This is a genomic window from Streptomyces sp. NPDC056347 (assembly GCF_042262625.1).
Lineage (GTDB): Bacteria > Actinomycetota > Actinomycetes > Streptomycetales > Streptomycetaceae > Streptomyces.
This window is the reverse complement of record NZ_JBHJQP010000094.1, coordinates 1-18,351: the sequence shown is the minus strand read 5'-3', so window position 1 is coordinate 18,351 and position 18,351 is coordinate 1. Positions and strand designations below refer to the sequence as shown.

General features: G+C 71.8%; 17 protein-coding genes. 5 read left to right on the top strand and 12 right to left on the bottom strand.

Annotation, left to right across the window (positions count from 1 at the left end):
* Nucleotides 1-38: 38 nt before the first annotated feature.
* Nucleotides 39-1,163 carry a tRNA 2-thiouridine(34) synthase MnmA gene (mnmA, locus tag ACFCV8_RS21660; RefSeq protein ID WP_376687028.1) on the bottom strand — a complete coding sequence of 375 codons (1,125 nt, stop codon included), beginning with the start codon at nt 1,161-1,163 and terminating at the stop codon, nt 39-41.
* 61 nt (nt 1,164-1,224) lie between these two features.
* On the opposite strand from mnmA, the gene ACFCV8_RS21655 reads away from it, so the two are divergent.
* Nucleotides 1,225-1,899, top strand: coding sequence for an N-acetylmuramoyl-L-alanine amidase (locus tag ACFCV8_RS21655; RefSeq protein ID WP_376687040.1), 675 nt, complete (start codon nt 1,225-1,227; stop codon nt 1,897-1,899).
* Between the two features lie 4 nt (nt 1,900-1,903).
* On the opposite strand, the gene ACFCV8_RS21650 is transcribed toward ACFCV8_RS21655, so the two are convergent.
* On the bottom strand, nt 1,904-3,073 hold the full coding sequence (locus tag ACFCV8_RS21650; RefSeq protein ID WP_376687027.1) for a cysteine desulfurase family protein: 1,170 nt from the start codon (nt 3,071-3,073) through the stop codon (nt 1,904-1,906).
* A gap of 360 nt (nt 3,074-3,433) precedes the next feature.
* On the opposite strand from ACFCV8_RS21650, the gene ACFCV8_RS21645 reads away from it, so the two are divergent.
* Nucleotides 3,434-7,255: a S8 family serine peptidase gene (locus ACFCV8_RS21645; RefSeq protein WP_376687026.1), complete on the top strand. Its 3,822-nt coding sequence runs from the start codon at nt 3,434-3,436 to the stop codon at nt 7,253-7,255.
* A 58-nt stretch (nt 7,256-7,313) separates the two neighbouring features.
* Here the strand turns inward: ACFCV8_RS21645 and ACFCV8_RS21640 are convergent, their stop codons facing one another.
* The 3 genes from ACFCV8_RS21640 to ACFCV8_RS21630 all read right to left on the bottom strand — a co-directional run bounded on the left by ACFCV8_RS21640 (nt 7,314) and on the right by ACFCV8_RS21630 (nt 9,052).
* On the bottom strand, nt 7,314-8,324 hold the full coding sequence (locus ACFCV8_RS21640) for a helix-turn-helix domain-containing protein (RefSeq protein WP_376687025.1): 1,011 nt from the start codon (nt 8,322-8,324) through the stop codon (nt 7,314-7,316).
* 189 nt (nt 8,325-8,513) lie between these two features.
* A complete protein-coding gene (locus ACFCV8_RS21635) occupies nt 8,514-8,837 on the bottom strand; it encodes a DUF4190 domain-containing protein (RefSeq protein WP_376687024.1) in 324 nt (107 codons plus the stop codon).
* 53 nt (nt 8,838-8,890) lie between these two features.
* A complete protein-coding gene (locus tag ACFCV8_RS21630) occupies nt 8,891-9,052 on the bottom strand; it encodes a hypothetical protein (RefSeq protein ID WP_376687023.1) in 162 nt (53 codons plus the stop codon).
* A 117-nt stretch (nt 9,053-9,169) separates the two neighbouring features.
* On the opposite strand from ACFCV8_RS21630, the gene ACFCV8_RS21625 reads away from it, so the two are divergent.
* Complete coding sequence (locus ACFCV8_RS21625) at nt 9,170-9,799, top strand: TetR family transcriptional regulator (protein WP_376687022.1); 630 nt, start codon at nt 9,170-9,172, stop codon at nt 9,797-9,799.
* Nucleotides 9,800-10,396: 597 nt separating this feature from the next.
* Here the strand turns inward: ACFCV8_RS21625 and ACFCV8_RS21620 are convergent.
* On the bottom strand, nt 10,397-10,549 hold the full coding sequence (locus ACFCV8_RS21620; protein WP_376687021.1) for a hypothetical protein: 153 nt from the start codon (nt 10,547-10,549) through the stop codon (nt 10,397-10,399).
* Nucleotides 10,550-10,946: 397 nt separating this feature from the next.
* On the opposite strand from ACFCV8_RS21620, the gene ACFCV8_RS21615 reads away from it, so the two are divergent.
* Both ACFCV8_RS21615 and ACFCV8_RS21610 read left to right on the top strand, forming a co-directional pair.
* The gene (locus tag ACFCV8_RS21615; RefSeq protein ID WP_376687020.1) at nt 10,947-11,699 is read left to right on the top strand and encodes a DUF6879 family protein; all 753 of its coding nucleotides are present in this window, start codon (nt 10,947-10,949) and stop codon (nt 11,697-11,699) included.
* 10 nt (nt 11,700-11,709) lie between these two features.
* Nucleotides 11,710-12,558 (top strand): helix-turn-helix domain-containing protein, encoded by an 849-nt coding sequence (locus ACFCV8_RS21610; protein WP_376687019.1) that lies wholly within the window; start codon nt 11,710-11,712, stop codon nt 12,556-12,558.
* 76 nt (nt 12,559-12,634) lie between these two features.
* Here ACFCV8_RS21610 and ACFCV8_RS21605 read toward each other — a convergent pair whose 3' ends face one another.
* From ACFCV8_RS21605 to ACFCV8_RS21580, 6 genes are all read right to left on the bottom strand, one after another.
* Nucleotides 12,635-12,943 carry a hypothetical protein gene (locus ACFCV8_RS21605; RefSeq protein ID WP_376687018.1) on the bottom strand — a complete coding sequence of 103 codons (309 nt, stop codon included), beginning with the start codon at nt 12,941-12,943 and terminating at the stop codon, nt 12,635-12,637.
* Nucleotides 12,944-13,424: 481 nt separating this feature from the next.
* Nucleotides 13,425-14,309, bottom strand: a complete 885-nt coding sequence (locus ACFCV8_RS21600; RefSeq protein ID WP_376687017.1) for a thioesterase family protein — start codon at nt 14,307-14,309, stop codon at nt 13,425-13,427.
* Nucleotides 14,310-14,383: 74 nt separating this feature from the next.
* On the bottom strand, nt 14,384-15,055 hold the full coding sequence (locus ACFCV8_RS21595; RefSeq protein WP_376687016.1) for a trimeric intracellular cation channel family protein: 672 nt from the start codon (nt 15,053-15,055) through the stop codon (nt 14,384-14,386).
* Nucleotides 15,056-15,073: 18 nt separating this feature from the next.
* Nucleotides 15,074-16,162, bottom strand: a complete 1,089-nt coding sequence (locus ACFCV8_RS21590; RefSeq protein ID WP_376687039.1) for an ABC transporter ATP-binding protein — start codon at nt 16,160-16,162, stop codon at nt 15,074-15,076.
* 41 nt (nt 16,163-16,203) lie between these two features.
* Entirely contained in the window at nt 16,204-17,304 is a 1,101-nt protein-coding gene (locus ACFCV8_RS21585; RefSeq protein WP_376687015.1) for an ABC transporter ATP-binding protein, read from the bottom strand.
* A complete protein-coding gene (locus ACFCV8_RS21580; RefSeq protein ID WP_376687038.1) occupies nt 17,301-18,302 on the bottom strand; it encodes an ABC transporter permease in 1,002 nt (333 codons plus the stop codon). Before ACFCV8_RS21580 ends, ACFCV8_RS21585 begins: the two co-directional genes overlap by 4 nt.
* Nucleotides 18,303-18,351: the final 49 nt, after the last annotated feature.

Genomic DNA, 18,351 nt, shown 5'->3' with positions numbered 1-18,351 from the left:
TACGGGGGTCGGACGCGAGCGCGCGCGGCGGGGTCCGCTCAGGCCGTCGCAGCCTGGCGGCGGACCGTCGTGGCGATCGTCGCGGAGCCGACCACGCGGGTGCCGTCGTAGAGCACGACCGCCTGGCCGGGGGCCACGCCGCGGACCGGCTCGGTGAAGGCGACGTGCAGGGTGCCGTCGCGCAGCTCGGCGGTGACCTCGGTCTCGCCGCCGTGGGCGCGGAGCTGGGCGGTGTAGGTGCCCGGTCCGGCCGGGGCGGTGCCGCACCAGCGGGGCTTGATGGCGGTGAGCGCGGTGACGTCGAGGGATTCGGCCGGGCCGACCGTCACGGTGTTGTTCACCGGGGAGATGTCCAGGACGTAGCGCGGCTTGCCGTCGGGGGCGGGGTGGCCGATGCGCAGGCCCTTGCGCTGGCCGATGGTGAAGCCGTACGCGCCCTCGTGGCTGCCGACCTTGGTGCCGGACTCGTCGACGATGTCGCCCTCGGCGGTGCCGAGGTGGCTCGCCAGGAAGCCCTGGGTGTCGCCGTCGGCGATGAAGCAGATGTCGTGGCTGTCGGGCTTCTTGGCGACAGCGAGGCCGCGGCGTTCGGCCTCGGCACGGATCTCGTCCTTGGTGGTGAGGGTGTCGCCGAGCGGGAACATCGCGTGCGCGAGCTGCTTCTCGTCCAGGACGCCGAGGACGTACGACTGGTCCTTGGCCATGTCCGAGGCCCGGTGCAGCTGCCGGTGGCCGTCCTCACCCCGCACGACCGTGGCGTAGTGGCCGGTGCACACGGCGTCGAAGCCGAGCGCGAGGGCCTTGTCGAGGAGCGCGGCGAACTTGATCTTCTCGTTGCAGCGCAGACAGGGGTTGGGCGTGCGGCCGGCCTCGTACTCGGCGACGAAGTCGGCCACGACGTCCTCGCGGAACCGTTCCGCCAGGTCCCAGACGTAGAACGGGATGCCGATCACGTCCGCGGCGCGGCGGGCGTCGCGGGAGTCCTCGATGGTGCAACAGCCGCGTGCCCCGGTACGGAAGGACTGCGGGTTGGCGGAGAGGGCGAGGTGCACACCCGTCACGTCGTGCCCGGCCTCGGCGGCACGGGCCGCGGCGACGGCGGAGTCGACGCCGCCCGACATGGCGGCGAGCACACGGAGGGGGCGCTGGGAAGTCTCAGTCATAGCTCCACCAGAGTACGGGGCGCCGGGAACCGAACGCTCTCCGATATGCGTTGTGGATCACATGGGGAGCAAGGGGACATCGAGCGCAGGCGGCGGCGAGGGGTCCGGGCGCGGCATCGGCCGCCGCGGGCTGCTGATCGGCGCCGCCGCCACGGCCGTGGGCGCGGCGGCGCTGGCGCGGGACGACCTGAAGCGCGCCTGGTGGCGGCTGCCCGGGGTGGAGAAGCCCCGCAAACCCGGCGAGGTGGACTACGCCCGGGCCCGCTGGGTCGGTGCCTCCGAGGCGAACTGGCGGCGGGCCGACCGCCCCGACGACTACGCGATCGACCGGGTCGTCCTCCATGTCACCCAGGGCGGCTACGCGAGCGCGGTGCGGGTCTTCCAGGACCCGGCGCACGGGGCGGCGGCGCATTACGTGGTGCGCAAGGACGGCCGGGTGACGCAGATGGTCCGTGAGCTGGACGTGGCGTTCCACGCGGGCAACCGGTCGTACAACGAGCGCAGTGTGGGGATAGAGCACGAGGGCTTCGTGGACCGTCCGCAGGACTTCACCCCGCAGATGTACGGGGCCTCGGCCCGGCTCACGGCGGCGGTCTGCGGGCGGTACGGGATACCCGTGGACCGCGAGCACATCATCGGGCACTCCCAGGTGCCCGGCGCCGACCACACCGACCCGGGCGGGCACTGGGACTGGGACCGCTATCTGAAGCTGGTCCGCGCGGCGGGCATCCGCTGACGGGTCAGCTGAGCCCGGCCGTCCGGGCCCGCTCCACCGCCGGTCCGATCGCTCGGGCCACTTCCGCGACGTCCTCCTTGGTGGAGGTGTGGCCGAGCGAGAAGCGCAGGGTGCCGCGGGCCAGGTCCGGGGCGGTGCCGGTGGCCAGGAGCACGTGGCTCGGCTGGGCGATCCCGGCGGTGCAGGCGGAGCCGGTGGAGCACTCGATGCCCTGGGCGTCCAGCAGCAGGAGCAGGGAGTCGCCCTCGCAGCCGGGGAAGGTGAAGTGGGCGTTGGCGGGGAGACGGCCGCCGGGGGCCGGGTCGCCGCCGAGGATCGCGTCGGGCACGGCCGCCAGCACGGCGTCCGCCAGGTCGTCGCGCAGGCCGCCGATCTCGCGGGCGAAGTCCTCGTGCCGCTCGGCGGCCAGCCGCCCGGCGACGGCGAAGGAGGCGACGGCGGGCACATCGAGCGTGCCCGAGCGGACGTGCCGCTCCTGACCGCCGCCGTGGAGCACGGGCACGGGGGTGTGTTCGCGGCCGAGCAGCAGCGCGCCGATGCCGAACGGTCCGCCGATCTTGTGCGCGCTGACGGTCATGGCGGCCAGCCCGGACGCGGCGAAGTCGACGTCCAGCTGCCCGACGGCCTGCACCGCGTCCGCGTGCATCGGCACGTCGAACTCCTCGGCCACGGCCGCCAGTTCACGTACCGGAAGAACGGTGCCGATCTCGTTGTTGGCCCACATCACGGTGATCAGCGCGACATCCGAGGGGTCGCGGAGGACCGCCTCGCGCAGTACGTCCGGGTGGACGCGGCCGTACCGGTCGACGGGGAGGTACTCGACGTTCGCGCCCTCGTGGACGGCGAGCCAGTGGACGGCGTCCAGCACCGCGTGGTGCTCGACCGGGCTGGCCAGCACCCGGGTGCGGCGCGGGTCGGCGGCGCGGCGGGCCCAGTACAGCCCCTTCACGGCGAGGTTGTCGGCCTCCGTGCCGCCGGAGGTGAAGACCACCTCGCTGGGGCGCGCGCCGAGGGATTCGGCGAGGGACTCTCTCGACTCCTCGACGGTACGGCGGGCCCGGCGCCCGGCGGCGTGCAGTGAGGACGCGTTGCCGGTGAGGGCGAGCTGGGCGGTCATCGCCTCGATCGCTTCCGGAAGCATCGGTGTGGTCGCGGCGTGGTCGAGGTAAGCCATGGTGGGCTCGATTCTACGAGGCCCGGGCGGGGCGTACGGCGGGCGCATGGCGCCCCGGCACCCGCGCACGGCCGGGCGCGGCCCTCCGCGCCCCGTTCCGGGACACGTCCGGGCCGGTCGGGGGCGTCGGGCCCCGCACCCGGTCCGGCCGGCGGGATCCCGGGTGACGGGCCGTTTCCGGTGACGGGGAGGAGCCGCCCCCGGCCGGGCGATCGTCTCGGTACGCGCGATGGATTCCCCGTGTCGTCTTGGCGACATGTCGCAAGCACGGCACCGGAGAGGTCTGGTGCGGTGATCAGTGGGGGCCCCAGTCTTGAGCCGCACCGCGTGTCCGTTTCCTTGCTTCCTGGAAAGGTTCCGATGCACATACGGCACCGCTCTGCCGCCGTTCTGGCGGCGGGCGTACTCGTCGCCACCCTGTCCCCCGTCGTCTCCGGCGCGAGCGCCGCTCCGGCGCCCGTCTCCGCCGGCGCGGATTCCACCGGCCGCCCCCGGGTCGTCTCCGTCACGCTCGTGACCGGCGACCGGGTGCGGCTGGAGACCTTCCCCGGCGGCCGGAAGGCCGTCTCCGTCGAGCCGGCCCCGGGCGCCACGGAGGCCGACTTCAGCCAGCTGGAGATCGACAAGCAGCTGTACGTGCTGCCCCGCGCCGCGCTCCCGTACATCGCCTCCGGCAAGCTGGACCGGCAGCTGTTCAACATCACCTCCCTGGTCGAGCAGGGTTACGACGACGCCCACACCTCCGCCATCCCGCTGATCGCCCGCTACACCGGCGGCACGAACCCCACCGCCAAGGGGGCGCCGGCCGGTTCGCGCAAGGGCCTGGTCATCAAGAGCCTGCGCGGCTCGGCGCTGAAGGCGGACAAGAAGCAGGCCGGGCGCTTCTGGAAGGCCATCGACGACGACGCGCTCGCCAGGAGCCTCGCCGGGGGCGGCGCGAAGAACACTTCCGGGAGCTCCGCTTTCAAGAACGCGGCCTTCGAGGACGGCGTCGAGAAGCTGTGGCTGGACGCGAAGGCCCATGCCTCCCTCGACCGCAGCACCGCGCAGATCGGTGCGCCCGAGGCGTGGCAGGCGGGCTACGACGGAAAGGGCGCGACCGTCGCCGTCCTGGACACCGGCGTCGACGCCACCCACCCCGACCTGGCCGGAAGGCTCGGCGAGGTACGCAACTTCACCGAGGACCCCACCGCGAACGACGGCAACGGCCACGGCACCCACGTCGCCTCGACCATCGCCGGCAGCGGCGCCGCCTCGGGCGGCTCGCGCAAGGGGGTGGCACCGGGGGCCCGGCTGTTGATCGGGAAGGTGCTGGACAACACCGGCTCGGGGCCGTACTCCGCCATCCTCGGCGGGATGGAATGGGCCGCCCGCTCGGGCGCCGACGTCGTCAGCATGAGCCTGGGCGGCGGGCCCACCGACGGCACCGACATCCTCAGCATCGCCCTCGACGAACTCAGCGAGGAGACCGGCACCCTCTTCGTCGTCGCGGCGGGCAACTCGGGCGCCGACTACACGGTGGGCTCCCCGGGCGCCGCGGCCCGCGCGCTGACCGTGGGCGCCGTCGACCGCGACGACAAGCTGGCCGCCTTCTCCAGCCGCGGCCCGCGCGTCGGGGACAACGGCGCCAAGCCCGACCTGACCGCTCCCGGCGTCGGCATCGTCGCCGCCCGCGCGGCCGGCACGTCCATGGGCAGCCCGGTGGACGCGTCCTACACCGCCGCGTCGGGTACGTCCATGGCGACCCCGCACGTGGCCGGCGCGGCGGCGATCCTGGCCGCGCAGCACCCGGACTGGAGCGCCCCGCGGCTCAAGGACGCGTTGATGAGCACGACGCGTACCGCCCCCGACCGGACGGTCTACGAGCAGGGCACCGGCCGGGTGGACGTGGCCCGCTCGGTGCGCCAGCAGGTGAACGCCACCGGCACCACCGGCTTCGGCTCCCTGACACCCGACTCGGGCCGGCAGCAGGTGGACGTCACCTACACCAACGACGGCGACGCGCCCGTCACCCTCGCCCTGGCGACCACCTTCGACGGGATGTACGACGCCCCGGCCCCGGCGGGCGTGATCGGCGCCCCCGCGCAGGTCACCGTTCCCGCCCATGGCACGGCCGACGTGACCGTGACCCTCGACGCGCCCGCGCTGCCGCAGGGCGTCTACGGCGGCCGCCTCACCGGCACCTCGGCCGACGGGCAGACCGTCACGCACACCGTTCTCTCCGCGACGAAGGAACCGGCCAAGCACAAGGTCACCCTGCGCGGCATCGACCGCGCCGGGCAGCCGGCGACGATCTCCCCGCTGATCCTGCTGGGCCCCGTGGGCCGCTTCGACATCATCGGGTCGGTGCCGGCGGGGGAGACCGCGGCGGTGGCGGTGCCCTCGGGCACGTACTACCTGCACGGCGTCATCCCGCAGGCCACGGAGGAGAACGCGTCCGCCAGCCTGGTGGTCGACCCCCAGCTGCGGGTGGACGGCGCCACGGACGTGGTGCTCGACGCGCGCAAGGCGGTCCCGGTGGACATCCGGACCCCCAAGCCCGCCGAGCAGCGCGGTTCGGTGGTCTTCTCCACCCACTGGACGGCCGGGGACCGGAGCTTCATGAGCTTCTACACCAGCGGGCACAGCGGCGGGTACCGCCTCTACGTCACCCCCACCAAGAAGTACACCGAGGGCGAATTCGAGTTCTCGTCCCGCTGGCAGCTGGCCGCGCCGCTGCTCAGCGCACGCACGGTCTCCGGCACCGCCGCCGGTGTTCCCCTCCGGCTGCTGCACAACTCCCCCGCCGTGCGGGACGCGCGGCGCCTGCGGGTGGTGGACGCCGGTCACGGACGGCCCGAGGACTACGCGGCGCTGCGCGCCCGGGGCACGGACGTCCGCGGAGTGGCGGTGCTCGTGGCGCTGGAGGGACTCGAGTACGACGAGGCGGTGGCCGAGGCCGCCCGGGCCGGAGCAGCGGCCGCCGTCACCACCGCCGAGGGCAACCTGTACTCGGCCGCGCCCTGGCAGCCGGTGGGCGCCCGGCTTCCGGCGATCGGACTGTACGCCTCCCACGCCACCGCGGAGCGGCTGCGCAGGCCGGGCACGGTGCTGGAGCTGAAGGGCACCCCGGACAGCCCCTACGTCTACGACGTCGTGCAGTCTTCCCGGCAGCGCGTCCCCGAGCGTGTCGTCCACACGGTCGCACCGGGGAACACGGCCACCGTGGTCTCGCGCTACCCGGACACGAACGGGTCCCGCTACCTCACGGAGGACCGGCCGTCCTGGCGCCCCTGGGAGGGGGACAACGGGGTTCTCTCCGTACGGGCACGCTACGTCCGCGCCGGGCAGGAGCGTACGGAATACCTGAGCGGCCCCGCCGACACGCGGTGGCTGCACTGGGTCAACCCCCGGGCCACCTGGGCGTACCAGGCGGTGGGGACCGGCATGTTCGGCCCGCAGCGCACCTACCGGCCCGGTGAGCGCGTCACGGAGAGCTGGAACGGCGCCGTGGTGCGCCCGGCGATCCCCCGGGGGGTCGAAGGGCTCGCCTTCCGCAAGGACGACCAGCTGACCATCGGGATCCCCGAGTTCGCCGACAGCACCGCCGGCCACTACGGCTTCGCCCTGCCCGGTACCAAGGCCGAGGCCCCGTACCCCGACGAGACCCGCGCCGTGCTCCGTCGCGACGGCAAGGTTCTCGCCGACGGCCCCCGGGCGTGGGGCGTCTTCCCCGCGGGCGGGGACGACGGCCGCTACCAGCTGGACCTGGACGTGAAGCGCACCAGCCCCGAGGGCACCCTCTCGCGGGCCACCAGCACCCGCTGGTCGTTCACGGCCCCCCGTCCGGCCGAGGGCAAGGAGTCGCTGCTTCCCCTCCTCCAGCTCGACTACGACGTGGCCACCGACCTCCGGGGCTCCGTCCCCGCCTCCGGGTCCTTCGCCTTCGGAGTGAGCGCCCGCCACCAGGACGGCCTGACGGGCCGTTCCGTGAAGGGCATGGAGGTGTCCGTCTCGTACGACGACGGCGGGCGCTGGCGGGCCGCGGCGACGTCCGCCCGGGGCGACGGCACCTACCGCGTCCGGGTCACCCATCCCCCGGCCGCCCGCACCAGCGGGTACGTCACCCTGCGGGTCCGCGCCTGGGACGACGCGGGCAACGAGGTGACGCAGGAGATCGAGCGGGCGTACGCGCTGAGGTAGGAGGCGGTGCACGAGGTCCGGAAGCCGCGACCGGGACCGGTCGCGGCTTCCGCGCGTCCTACGACAGCCAGTCGCGCCGCGCCGCCTGCCAGACCAGCTGCGTACGGGTCTTCGCACCCGCCCGCTGCATCAGCGCGGTGATCCGGCGCTGCACCGTGCGGTGGCTGACCCCCAGCTGGGTGGCGATCGCCTTGTCCGCCACGCCCGCGACGACCAGGGAGAGCAGATAGCGCTCGTCGCCGGAGAGGCTGCCGCCCGGTCCCATGCCGCCGGCGAAGTCGGCCAGCTCGCCCGTCTCGGTGACGTGCAGCGGGGTCCCCGCCGCCCACTGGATGTCGAACAGGGCGACGAGGGCGTCCAGCAGGGTGCTGCTGCGGATGATCGCGGCGGTCGGCTCGCCCCGGGCGCCGGTCGTGCTGCTCGGCATCAGCGGGCAGACGGCGACGGAGCTGTCGACGATGACCAGGCGCACGGGGATCGTGCCGGTGGCGCGGGCCACTTCACCGGCGCGGATGCCCTGGGCGACGTTGTCGACCATGCCGGGCGCCTCCAGGCAGGCCCGTTCGTAGATCGCCTCGTAGCGGATGCCGCGGGCGAGCAGCTCGAACTCCTCGTCGTTGTCCTGGGCGCGCAGTGCCACGGGATTGGCCTTGCAGAACCACCGCAGGTCGCTGCGGGCCCCGTAGGCGAGCTGGCGCAGCTGCTGGCGGATGGCGCCGGCCCCGGTGATCACCTCGACCAGCTGTCCGGCGTCATGGCGCCGGCCGCCCGCCCGGTACTCCTCGGCCAGCTGTTCCACGCCGCGTCGCGCCCACTCCAGCGCTTCCTGTCCGCGCGCCAGCAGGGGCTGCAGCGCCACGTCCGGCGGGACGGGCACGTACCGCATTCCGCCGTCGCCCGGCAGCCGCCCGACCATGCCTTTGTCGTGCAGGGAGGACAGCAGCGAAGCCGCCTCGTGTTCCTGGATGCGGAGATGCTGGACGATCTCGTCCACGCCCGCACCCCGTACCTCCACCAAGTGGCGGTAGACCCGCTCCTCCGCCGCCCCGATCCCGGCTATCTCCAGCACGCGCTTTCTCCCTCCCCGCAGCCCACCCCGAAAGGACGCCCGCTGTGCCGTCCATGATCGAACAGGATGCGGGCGACCCCGCCCGGTGATCAAGAAGACAGCACGGCTTCCGCGGGCCCGGGGCGGGGAGTGCGGCGGGCGCGCGGCGTCCCGGGACCCGCGGCACCGGCGGGGTCCGCCGCGCCCGGTTCAGCCGCCGAAGTTCCAGAAGACGGCGCCGTTTCCGGTGACGAGGAGGGCGAGGACCAGGAGGTCGGCGATCCCGAGGGCGAGCCCGAGCCAGGCGCGGCCGCGACGGGTGGTGGACCGGACGAGGGCGAGGACCGCCATCACGATGGCGGCCGGGCCGAGCAGGATGTTCATCACCAGCAGGCCGACGAGCCCGAGCACGAAGGAGGCGACGGCCAGCCCGTCGGCGTCCCGGGTACGGCCGTCGGGCCCGCCCTCCGTACCGGGACGGCCGGTGCCCCCGTCCTGCGTCTCCCGGTGGCGGGCCGGTGCGGTGAGTGTCATGGGTACGGGCTCCTTCGGTCTGCGGCCAAGGACGCGGGCTGTGCCGGGCACGGTCAACGCGAACGGCGGTACGCGCAGGTCCGCTCCCGTACCGCGAAGACGAGCAGCCAGCAGCCGATCCCGGCGGCGAGCGCGAAGCTCAGCGGCAACGGGATCTGGGCCACCGCCCCGAGCACGACCCCGAACAGAAGCAGTACGGCGACGAGGACGACCATGTTCAGCCTTTCCGCGGGCTCTCGACGAGCATTTGAGAGTACGACTGTTCACTGACTGATCAGTCTAGACCCGTGCAGGGCTTTCCCGCTTCGGAGAACAGCTGTTTACTCAATGGCATGAGTCACACCACCGGCACCCGCCTGGCGCAGAAAATGAGGACCCGTCAGGCCCTGCTGGACGCGGCGCTCGGCCTCCTGGAGCACCAGAGCCTCAGCAGCCTCGGGCTGCGGGAGGTGACCCGGGCCGCGGGGGTCGCGCCAACGGCGTTCTACCGGCACTTCGACGACACCGCGGCGCTCGGCGTGGCGCTGGTCGAGGAGTCGCTGGGCAGTCTGCACGGGGTGATCGGCGCGGTCCTCGCCGAGCCCGGCGAGAGCGAGGAGCGGCTGGGGCGCGGCATCGGACTGATACTCCGCCATGTCGCGGAGCAGCCGGCGCACTTCCGCTTCATCGCGCGCGAACAGCACGGCGGCGTGGGTCCGGTGCGGGAGGCCATCGCGGCCGAGCTGCGGCGATTCGCCGAGGAGGTGGCGGCGTCGCTCGCCGAGGAGCCGCAGTCCCGGGGATGGAGCGACGAGGACCTGCTGATGCTGGGCGGCTTCTACGTCGACCACATGGTGATCACCGCGTCGGCCCTGCTGGACGCGGGCCCCGGAGGCGAGGAGGCGGCAGCCGAGACGGCCCGCCGCAGACTCAGGCTCGTCACCCTCGGCCGGGCCCATTGGCTGGACGACGAGAACGCGTAGCCCGCCCGCGCGGCGCGCCTTCACCCCCGGACCGACGGATGCCGCGCCCGCCGGTCCGGGTCAGACACGGGAACCATCCCCGGCCCACCCGGCTCCGGACCCCGCACGCGCGGGAACAACGGGCCGGGCGGTCGGAGGCGCTGCCACGCGGGTTCCAGCGACCGCAGGTCATCGCGGTACTCCGCCTCGGCCGCGGTCCTGCCAGGGGATGAGCGGCCGAGGCGGGGCTATTGGGTGTCACTGCAACAGGGGCCGGCCCACGCTTCTACGTCGAGGACGTGAGCGCCCTGCCGGTCGGGTATGACGCCGACTCGGACTGCGCCGGTGGTGAGGAGGCGCGCGCACCAGATGCAGGCCCGTCCGGTGGCCTGGTCCCACGTCAGCGTCTCTACGGCGGGGAGCGTGCGGCCGGTCACGGCTGTTCGCCTGCCGGGCGGAGGCCGCGCACCTGCCTGCACGGCGCGCACGCGTACCGGGATTCGGCCGGGTCCGGGCCCTCCCCGCTGGTGTCGATCAGGACGGCAGTGCTGGACGGGCCTCGATGCCAGTGGCACCACGCGCCCGGGGCGGGCTGCGTGCCGGTCTCGGGGTGGTCCGTCACTGCGGGCCTCCCGTGCACCGCTCGCACTGGCAGGGCGGCAGCTCGGAGGAGATGGGGACGGCCGTCACCGGGGTGACTTCGGCCTCCGGCTTCACGATGCGCGTGCACCCGTACCGGTCGACCTCGTACACCTTGATCGTCATCGTCATGCCGCATCACGCTCTGCCTGGCAGCCTCGCTGGAGCGCGTCAGCCAGGCGCACGGCCATGTCCGCAGGGCCGAGGCCGAGGCCAACGAGGGCGAGGGCGGGGGTTGCCGATTCCGCAGACGGGGACAGCAGGACGATCCCGGACTGGTCGAGTGCCGCCCGGAGAGCTCCCACGGCAGTGAACGGATCGACGCTCACGGCGTCGTACAACTCGGGTCCTTGGGCCATGAACAGGACGTTAGGAGCGTCCTGTTGGTGCAAGCCAGGCGATGTTCTGAAATGTTCTCAGAAGCCGGCTGAATGTTCTCGTATGGTCTCACGCACAGGGCTGCACGATGTGGAAGAGGTCCGTATGCCCGGCAATGCTGGAGTGACCATCCCTGTTTCGAGGAGACGACATGGCACGACGGCTGCGGTTCAATGGCACGGACAGCAAGAACGGCGGATGCCCGGCGATCCACGAAGACCTCGACTCCGGCGAAGTCATCGTCCAGGGCAGGCCCCTCACCGAGCCCGAAGACCTGAGCCGGCTACAGCACTTCGGCCTCGGCGATGTCGCCGTGGCCGTACCGCGTGAACTCCTCGTCAACCACGGCCCCAAGGAGATGGAGCGCGTGCCCAAGTTGATCGGCTTGGCGGATTTCGGGCGACTCTTTGAGACGTTTGAGCATTCGGCCTGGCACCTTGAGACCCGGCGCGGCTACGCCTCTGATCGCGAGGACGACGGATACGCCGAGTTCCTCGAAACCGGCGTGGCCCCGATGGACCTCGACAGCGACTGGTGCCAGAACATCCGTCGGCAGACAGCTGCCGGGAAGTACGTCGGCCGGGTCCGTGTCGTCGACAACCCGCCGGCCGAGGGCCAGCTGTTCCTCCTGTCCTACGCTCGGGTCAACGCGGCCACGGGCGAGGATGTACGGAACCTGTGGCGCGAGGACGCCGAGAGCGCGCACCTGCCGGAAGAGGACTTCTGGGTCTTCGACAGTCGCCTGGTGGCAATCCTCCGCTTCGATGACGCAGAGGTGTTCCGTGACGTCGAGATCACCACCGAGCCCGCCGAAGTCCTGCGCTACTGCCAAGTCCGGGACGCCGCCGTGCACGCGTCCGTCCCGTACGACCAGTTCGCGGCGCAGCTGCACACGAAGGGCTAGCACCGCACCGGTGAGCACCGACTACCAGCAGGCTCGAGAGACCCTCGGAATACGCCTGAGGGAATTACGCCTCCAGTCCCCGGCCGGACGGCTCACCGGCACCCAGCTTGCCGAGCGGCTCGGCTGGCCGCACTCCAAGGTCTACAAACTGGAAGGCGGTCGGCAGACCGCCACCACCGACGACCTGCGCGCGTGGGCAGACGGCGTAGGCCGGCCACAGGCATTCGACGAACTGAACACCCGCCTCAAGGGCTTCGAATCCCACATCCGCTCATGGCGCCGCCAGCTCTCCGCCGGTCACCGGCCCGTACAAGACAGCTGGAACAGCGAAGTCGACCGGTCCACCACCATCCGGGCGTGGGAAGAAGCGGTCATCCCTGGCATGCTCCAGACCCCGGAGTACGCACGCGCGATCTTCCTGCGGTACGCCGACCTGCACGGGTCGACGCGTGATACCGACGAAGCGGTCCGCGCTCGCATGCGTCGCCAGGAGTGGCTCTACAGGGCAGGCCACAGGTTTCATGCGCTGGTGTGGGAAGCAGCCCTTCATGCACTGGTGTGCCCGCCGTCGGTCCTCACCGCCCAACTTGATCGCCTTGCGGGTGTGATCGGTATGGATACGGTCGAGCTGGGAGTCGTTCCGCTCAACGCCTCACTGCGCATTCCGGCAGCAAATGGGTTCTGGGTCTTGGACGAGCGGCTTGTCATTGCCGAGGACTGGCATGCGGAACTCTGGTTGGACGATGCTGATCTCGTGACTTCCTACCTGCGCGTGTGGGAGACGCTGAGGGAATCGGCAGTGTACGGAGCTGATGCCCAGGCCGTGATTGCGCGGGCCCAGCGAAGCACCCGCGCTTAGCAGGAGTGCCGACGGCCGACTCCGGACGCACGAAGCCGCCCCCTCCCGCAGGCGCGGGAGGGGGACGGTTGCCGGACTACGTGTCGGTACTCGCGGCGATCTGCTGCGTACGGGTGTCGACCAGGTCGCCCGCGTCCCGCAGACTGCCGCCGCTGTTGGGGTGGAGCTCGTACTCGGTCCCGTCCGGCCGGGCCATCACGCCCGGACCTGACCGGGCCGGTGTCCCTTTCCATTCACCGATGAACTCGTCGACCCGCGACACGATGCGGCGGACACCGCGGGTGATCCGCCACAGCAGGCCGAGCCCGGCCGCGATAGCCGCCGCGACCACGGACCAGATCACCACCGCGTCCATGGCCGTTATGCCGGTGGCGCCCTCACTCACTCGACGTCCCTGTATCCGCCGCGCGGGGTGTGCCGGGCCTGGTATCTGGCCAGCCACGTGAGCACGGCCAGGACCAGGGCGAGCAACAGCGCCTGTGCCCCCGACGGCAGCGGGCCAAGCGGGGAGTTGTCGGCGCCACCACGCGCGGGGACAACGGGCGATGGGTGTCGCCGCCAGTGTGCCACCGCGGACCACCCCCGCACGCGCGGGGACAACACTTGTTGAGCTGGGGGTTTATCGAGCGAAGTGGCCGTTTTCATTTAGTTGCTTCGGGCCCGCACCAGCCTCAACAGCCATCCGCACCACCCCAGCGCAATCCGCCCCACCCCTTGAAAGGGACGGACCCATCACACCATGCGGGATGCCTCGGCCGGACAGCAAGGGTCGATGCACGCACCCCGCACCCGTCCGCCCCCCCGGCCCCCTGCCCCGACCGCCCGAGGCACCGCACGCGATACCGCCCGGGCCAGGGCCCGGGACGTCAGGCGCGTGGGGCGCGGGCGAGTTGGCGGGACTGGGCGACGAGGCGGTCCGCGCTGTCCCAGACCTCCGCGTCCTCCTCCAGGAAGCCGCCCGCGAGGTTGCGGGTGGTGATGGCGACCCGGAGCGGGCCGGGCGCGGGGCGGCAGCGGATGTGGGCGGTGAGCTCGACGGTGGGCGTCCAGCCCTTGAGGCCCAGCTCGAAGGAGGTGGGCGGCAGGGCGTCCACGGTGAGCAGCAGCGAGAGCGCGTCGGCGTCCCGGCCGTCGGCGAGGCCGAACCAGCCGCGCATCTCGCCCTTGCCCGAGGGGGCGCCCACGGCCCAGCCGACCGTCGCCGGGTCGAGCCGGATGTCGAGGCGGCCGGTGATGGCGGAGCTGCCGGGGATCGGGGCGGGGCCGTCGGTCGCGCCGAGGCAGTGCTCCAGCGGCGGGATGGCCGGCGGCTTCGCCGCCGTGCGGACGTCGTCGGTCAGGGCGTCCAGGTCGCCGTAGGTGGCGACGACCCGGATGCGCTCGACCTCGGAGCCGTCCTCCGCGTACTGGAAGAGGGACGCCTGGCCGGTGGAGAGGGTGCGGCCGGTGCGGACGGTCTGGGTCCGGATCACCGCGGGGCCGGGGACGGACGCGGTGAGGTAGTGCGCGGAGACGGAGAAGGGGTCCGGGTGCGGCAGGGCCTCGCCCAGCGCACGGCCGAGCATGGCCAGCAGATATCCGCCGTTGACGGCGTGGATGATCGTCCAGCCCGCGGAGAGTTCGGCGTCGTAGACGCCCTCCTCGCGAAGGGTGACGGCGGTGTCGCGGTCGAACTCGCTGTCGCCGATGGTCGCCGGGCCCCCGGTGGTCGCCGGTCCGGTCCGCGGCGTCTGCTCTGCTGCCTGTGCCATGCGACGCACCGTACACCGATTGTATTACTGAGCGGTAGCTTTTTTGGGCGGGATCACAGCGGGCGGCAGCCGTCTCACAGGGCCGCGGAGCTCTCCTCGGCCGTCGCGGACTTCCGGTTGTAGGCGCGCGGGGCCCGCCAGTGGTAGCGCATCGCCATCAGCCGCAGCACGAACGCCACGATCACCGCGGTGCCGCTGGTGACGGCGTTCAGCGCGCCGAAGCGGATGCACAGGACGGTCGTCGCGGCACCGACGATCGCGGGCACCGCGTACAGGTCGCGGTCCCAGCGCAGCAGCGAGGGCACCTCGTTGGCCAGTACGTCGCGCAGCACACCGCCGCCGACCGCGGTGGCGAGCCCGAGGGCCGCCGACGCGGTGAGGCCGAGTCCGTAGTCGTACGCCTTGACCGTGCCCGTGACGCAGAACAGTCCGAGGCCGGCCGCGTCGAAGACGTTGACGCCCACCTGGATGCGCTCGACGTGCGGGTGGAGAAAGAACACCAGGACGGCGGCGAGCAGCGGGGTGGTGAAGTAGCCGAGGTCGGTGAACGCGGCGGGCGGGACCGCCCCGATCACGAGGTCACGGAACAGCCCCCCGCCCAGCGCGGTCACCTCGGCGAGGACCGCGATGCCGAAGACATCGAAGTTCTTGCGTACGGCGAGCAGAGCGCCGGAGATCGCGAAGACGAAGATTCCGACGATGTCGAGCGCATGCTGGACGGAGGGCGTGAACAGTTCGGTGAGCACCGGGCAATTGTGCCGGTACTACCCCTTCGTGCTGTCCCCCGGCGTATCGGGCGAGGCGGTGGGGCCGTCGGCCGGCTGGTTCTCCGGGTGGTGGCAGGCCACCTGGTGCCCGGTCCTCAGCACGGCCAGCGGCGGTTCCTGCGTCTTGCAGACCTCCGTGGCCTTCCAGCACCGGGTGTGGAAGCGGCAGCCGCTGGGCGGTGAGATCGGCGAGGGGACGTCGCCCTTGAGCAGGATGCGCTCGCTCTTGGCCGAGCGGCGCTTGGGGTCCGGGATCGGGACCGCCGAGAGCAGCGCCTTGGTGTACGGGTGCATCGGCGCCCTGTAGAGCGACTCCCGGTCGGCGAGCTCCACGATCTTGCCCAGGTACATCACCGCGATCCGGTCCGAGACGTGCCGGACCACCGACAGGTCGTGGGCGATGATCACGTAGGTGAGGCCCAGCTCGTCCTGGAGGTCGTCGAGCAGGTTCACCACCTGCGCCTGGATCGACACGTCCAGCGCGGAGACCGGCTCGTCCGCCACGACCAGCTTGGGCTTGAGCGCGAGCGCGCGGGCGATCCCGATGCGCTGGCGCTGGCCGCCGGAGAACTCGTGCGGGTAGCGGTTGTAGTGCTCGGGGTTGAGGCCCACGACCTCCAGCAGCCGCTGCACCTCCTTCTTGACGCCGCCCTCGGGCGTGACGCCCTGGAGCTTGAAGGGGGCGCCGACGATCGTGCCGATCGTGTGCCGGGGGTTCAGCGAGGAGTACGGGTCCTGGAAGATCATCTGCATGTCCCGGCGCATCGGGCGCATGCCGCCCACGCCGAGGTGCGTGATGTCCCTGCCCTCGAACTCGACCTTCCCCGCGGTGGGTTCGAGCAGCCGGGTGATCAGACGGCCCATCGTCGACTTGCCGCAGCCGGACTCCCCGACGACACCGAGGGTCTCGCCCGAGCGCACCTCGAAGTCGATCCCGTCGACCGCCTTCACGGCGCCGGTGGTGCGCTGGAGCATCCCCTTCTTGATCGGGAAGTGCTTCTGCAGCCCGGTCACCCTGAGCAGCACCTCGCCGGGGGCGGTGCCGTCGGTCGCCGTACCGGTTCCGGCGGACCTCTGCGCGGGCACGTCCGCGCCCTTGTCCTCGCTCGTCACGGCCTTGTCCTCGCTCACAGCTTGGGCGCAATCTCTTCGGTCCAGATACGCTCCCGCTGCTCCTGCGACATGTGGCAGGCCGCCCAGTGCCGGCTGCCGACCTCCTGGAGCTCGGGCCGTACGGTGCGGGTGACGTTGTCCTTGGGCACGTCCGCGTACGGGCAGCGCGGGTTGAAGGCGCAGCCGGACGGGATGTTGATGAGCGACGGCGGGGAACCCTTGACCGGGATGAGCCGGTCGGTCTGCTCGCGGTCGAGGCGCGGCATGGAGCCCAGCAGCCCCCAGGTGTAGGGGTGGCGGGGCTCGTAGAACACCTTCTCGGCCGGTCCGCGCTCGACGCAGCGTCCGCCGTACATGACCAGGAGGTCGTCGGCCAGTTCGGCGACGACGCCCAGGTCGTGGGTGATGATGATGACCGCGGAGCCGAACTCCTTCTGCAGGTCCCGGATCAGGTCGAGGATCTGCGCCTGGACGGTCACGTCCAGTGCGGTCGTCGGCTCGTCGGCGATCAGCAGTTCGGGGTTGTTGACCAGCGACATGGCGATCATCGCGCGCTGGCGCATACCGCCGGAGAACTCGTGCGGGTAGCTGTCGACGCGCTTGTCGGGCTGCGGGATGCCGACCCGGTCGAGCATCTCGATCGCCCGCTTGCGGGCGGTCTTCTTGTCGACGTCGTGGTGGACCCGGTACGCCTCCACGATCTGCTTGCCGATCGTGTAGTACGGGTGCAGCGCGGACAGCGGGTCCTGGAAGATCATGGCCATGTCGCGGCCGCGCAGCTTGCGGACCTCGTCCGGGTCGGCGGAGAGCAGTTCCCTGCCGTCCAGCCAGATCTCGCCGGAGACCCGGGGCTTGCGCTTGCCGTACTGGCCGGTGGTGTGCAGGCCCATGATGCCGAGCGAGGTGACGGACTTGCCGGAGCCGGACTCGCCGACGATGCCGAGGGTCTTGCCCTTCTCCAGCTGGAAGCTGAGCCCGTCGACGGACTTGACCAGGCCGTCGTCGGTCGGGAAGTGCACCTTGAGGTCGCGCACCTCGAGGAAGGCGGTGGGGGCGGGCGAGTCGGTCTGCGTGGGCTCGCCCAGCGCGGCACCGCTCTTGTTCGGTTCGGTCATCCCAGCCTCACTCGCGGGTCGATGACGGCGTACATGATGTCGACGACGAGGTTGGCGACCGCGATCGCGAGTGCCGCGAACAGGGTGACGCCGAGAATCACCGGCAGGTCCTTGCTGCTGATCGCCTGGACCGCGGCGAGCCCGAGACCGGGCAGGTTGAACGTGGACTCGGTGAGCACGGCGCCGCCGAGGAGCACGCCGATGTCGAGGCCGAAGACGGTGAGGATCGGGGTCATCGCGGACCGCAGGGCGTGCCGGGTGATGACGGTGCCCTCGCCGAGGCCCTTGGCGCGGGCGGTACGAATGTAGTCCTCGCCGAGCACTTCCAGCATGGTGGCCCGGGTGAGCCGGGCGTACATCGCGGCGTTCAGGAAGGCGAGCACGATCCACGGCAGGATCAGTGACTGGAACCAGACGCCGATGCCGTCGTCGGTGGAGAGGTTGTCGGCGATGCGCACCCAGCCCAGGGTGTGCACGAACAGGCCCATGGCGACCATGCCGGTGAAGAAGATCGGCAGCGAGACACCGGCGAGGGCCGTGGTCATCGCGGCCCGGTCCCAGATGGTGCCGCGGCGCAGCGCCGAGACCACACCGGTGGCGACACCGCCGAGGAGCCACAGGACGCAGGCGCCCGCGGCGAGCGCGCCGGTGACGGGCAGCGCGTCCTTCAGGGTGGTCCACACCGGGACCTCGGTGCGGAAGGAGTAGCCGAAGCAGGGCGCGGAGCAGTGGGTGACGTCGGCACCGTTCGCGTAGTCGCGTCCCATCGGGATGCCCTTGACGAACTCCCAGAACTGGACGAGGAGAGGGTCGTCGAGGCCCAGTTTGATCCGGATGCCCTGGAGCTGCTCGGCCCCCGTGGCCTTGCCGGCGAAGAGGACGGCGACGTCCTGACCCGCCCACTTGGGCAGCATGAAGAAGATGGTGAACGTCGCGAGCAGTACGACGAGCACCATGATGACTACGGCGAACAGGCGCCGGATGAGATAAGCAAGCACTGTGCGCGGCCCGGCGGTGGCCGGGACCCCTTTGTGGGGGCTCCCGGCC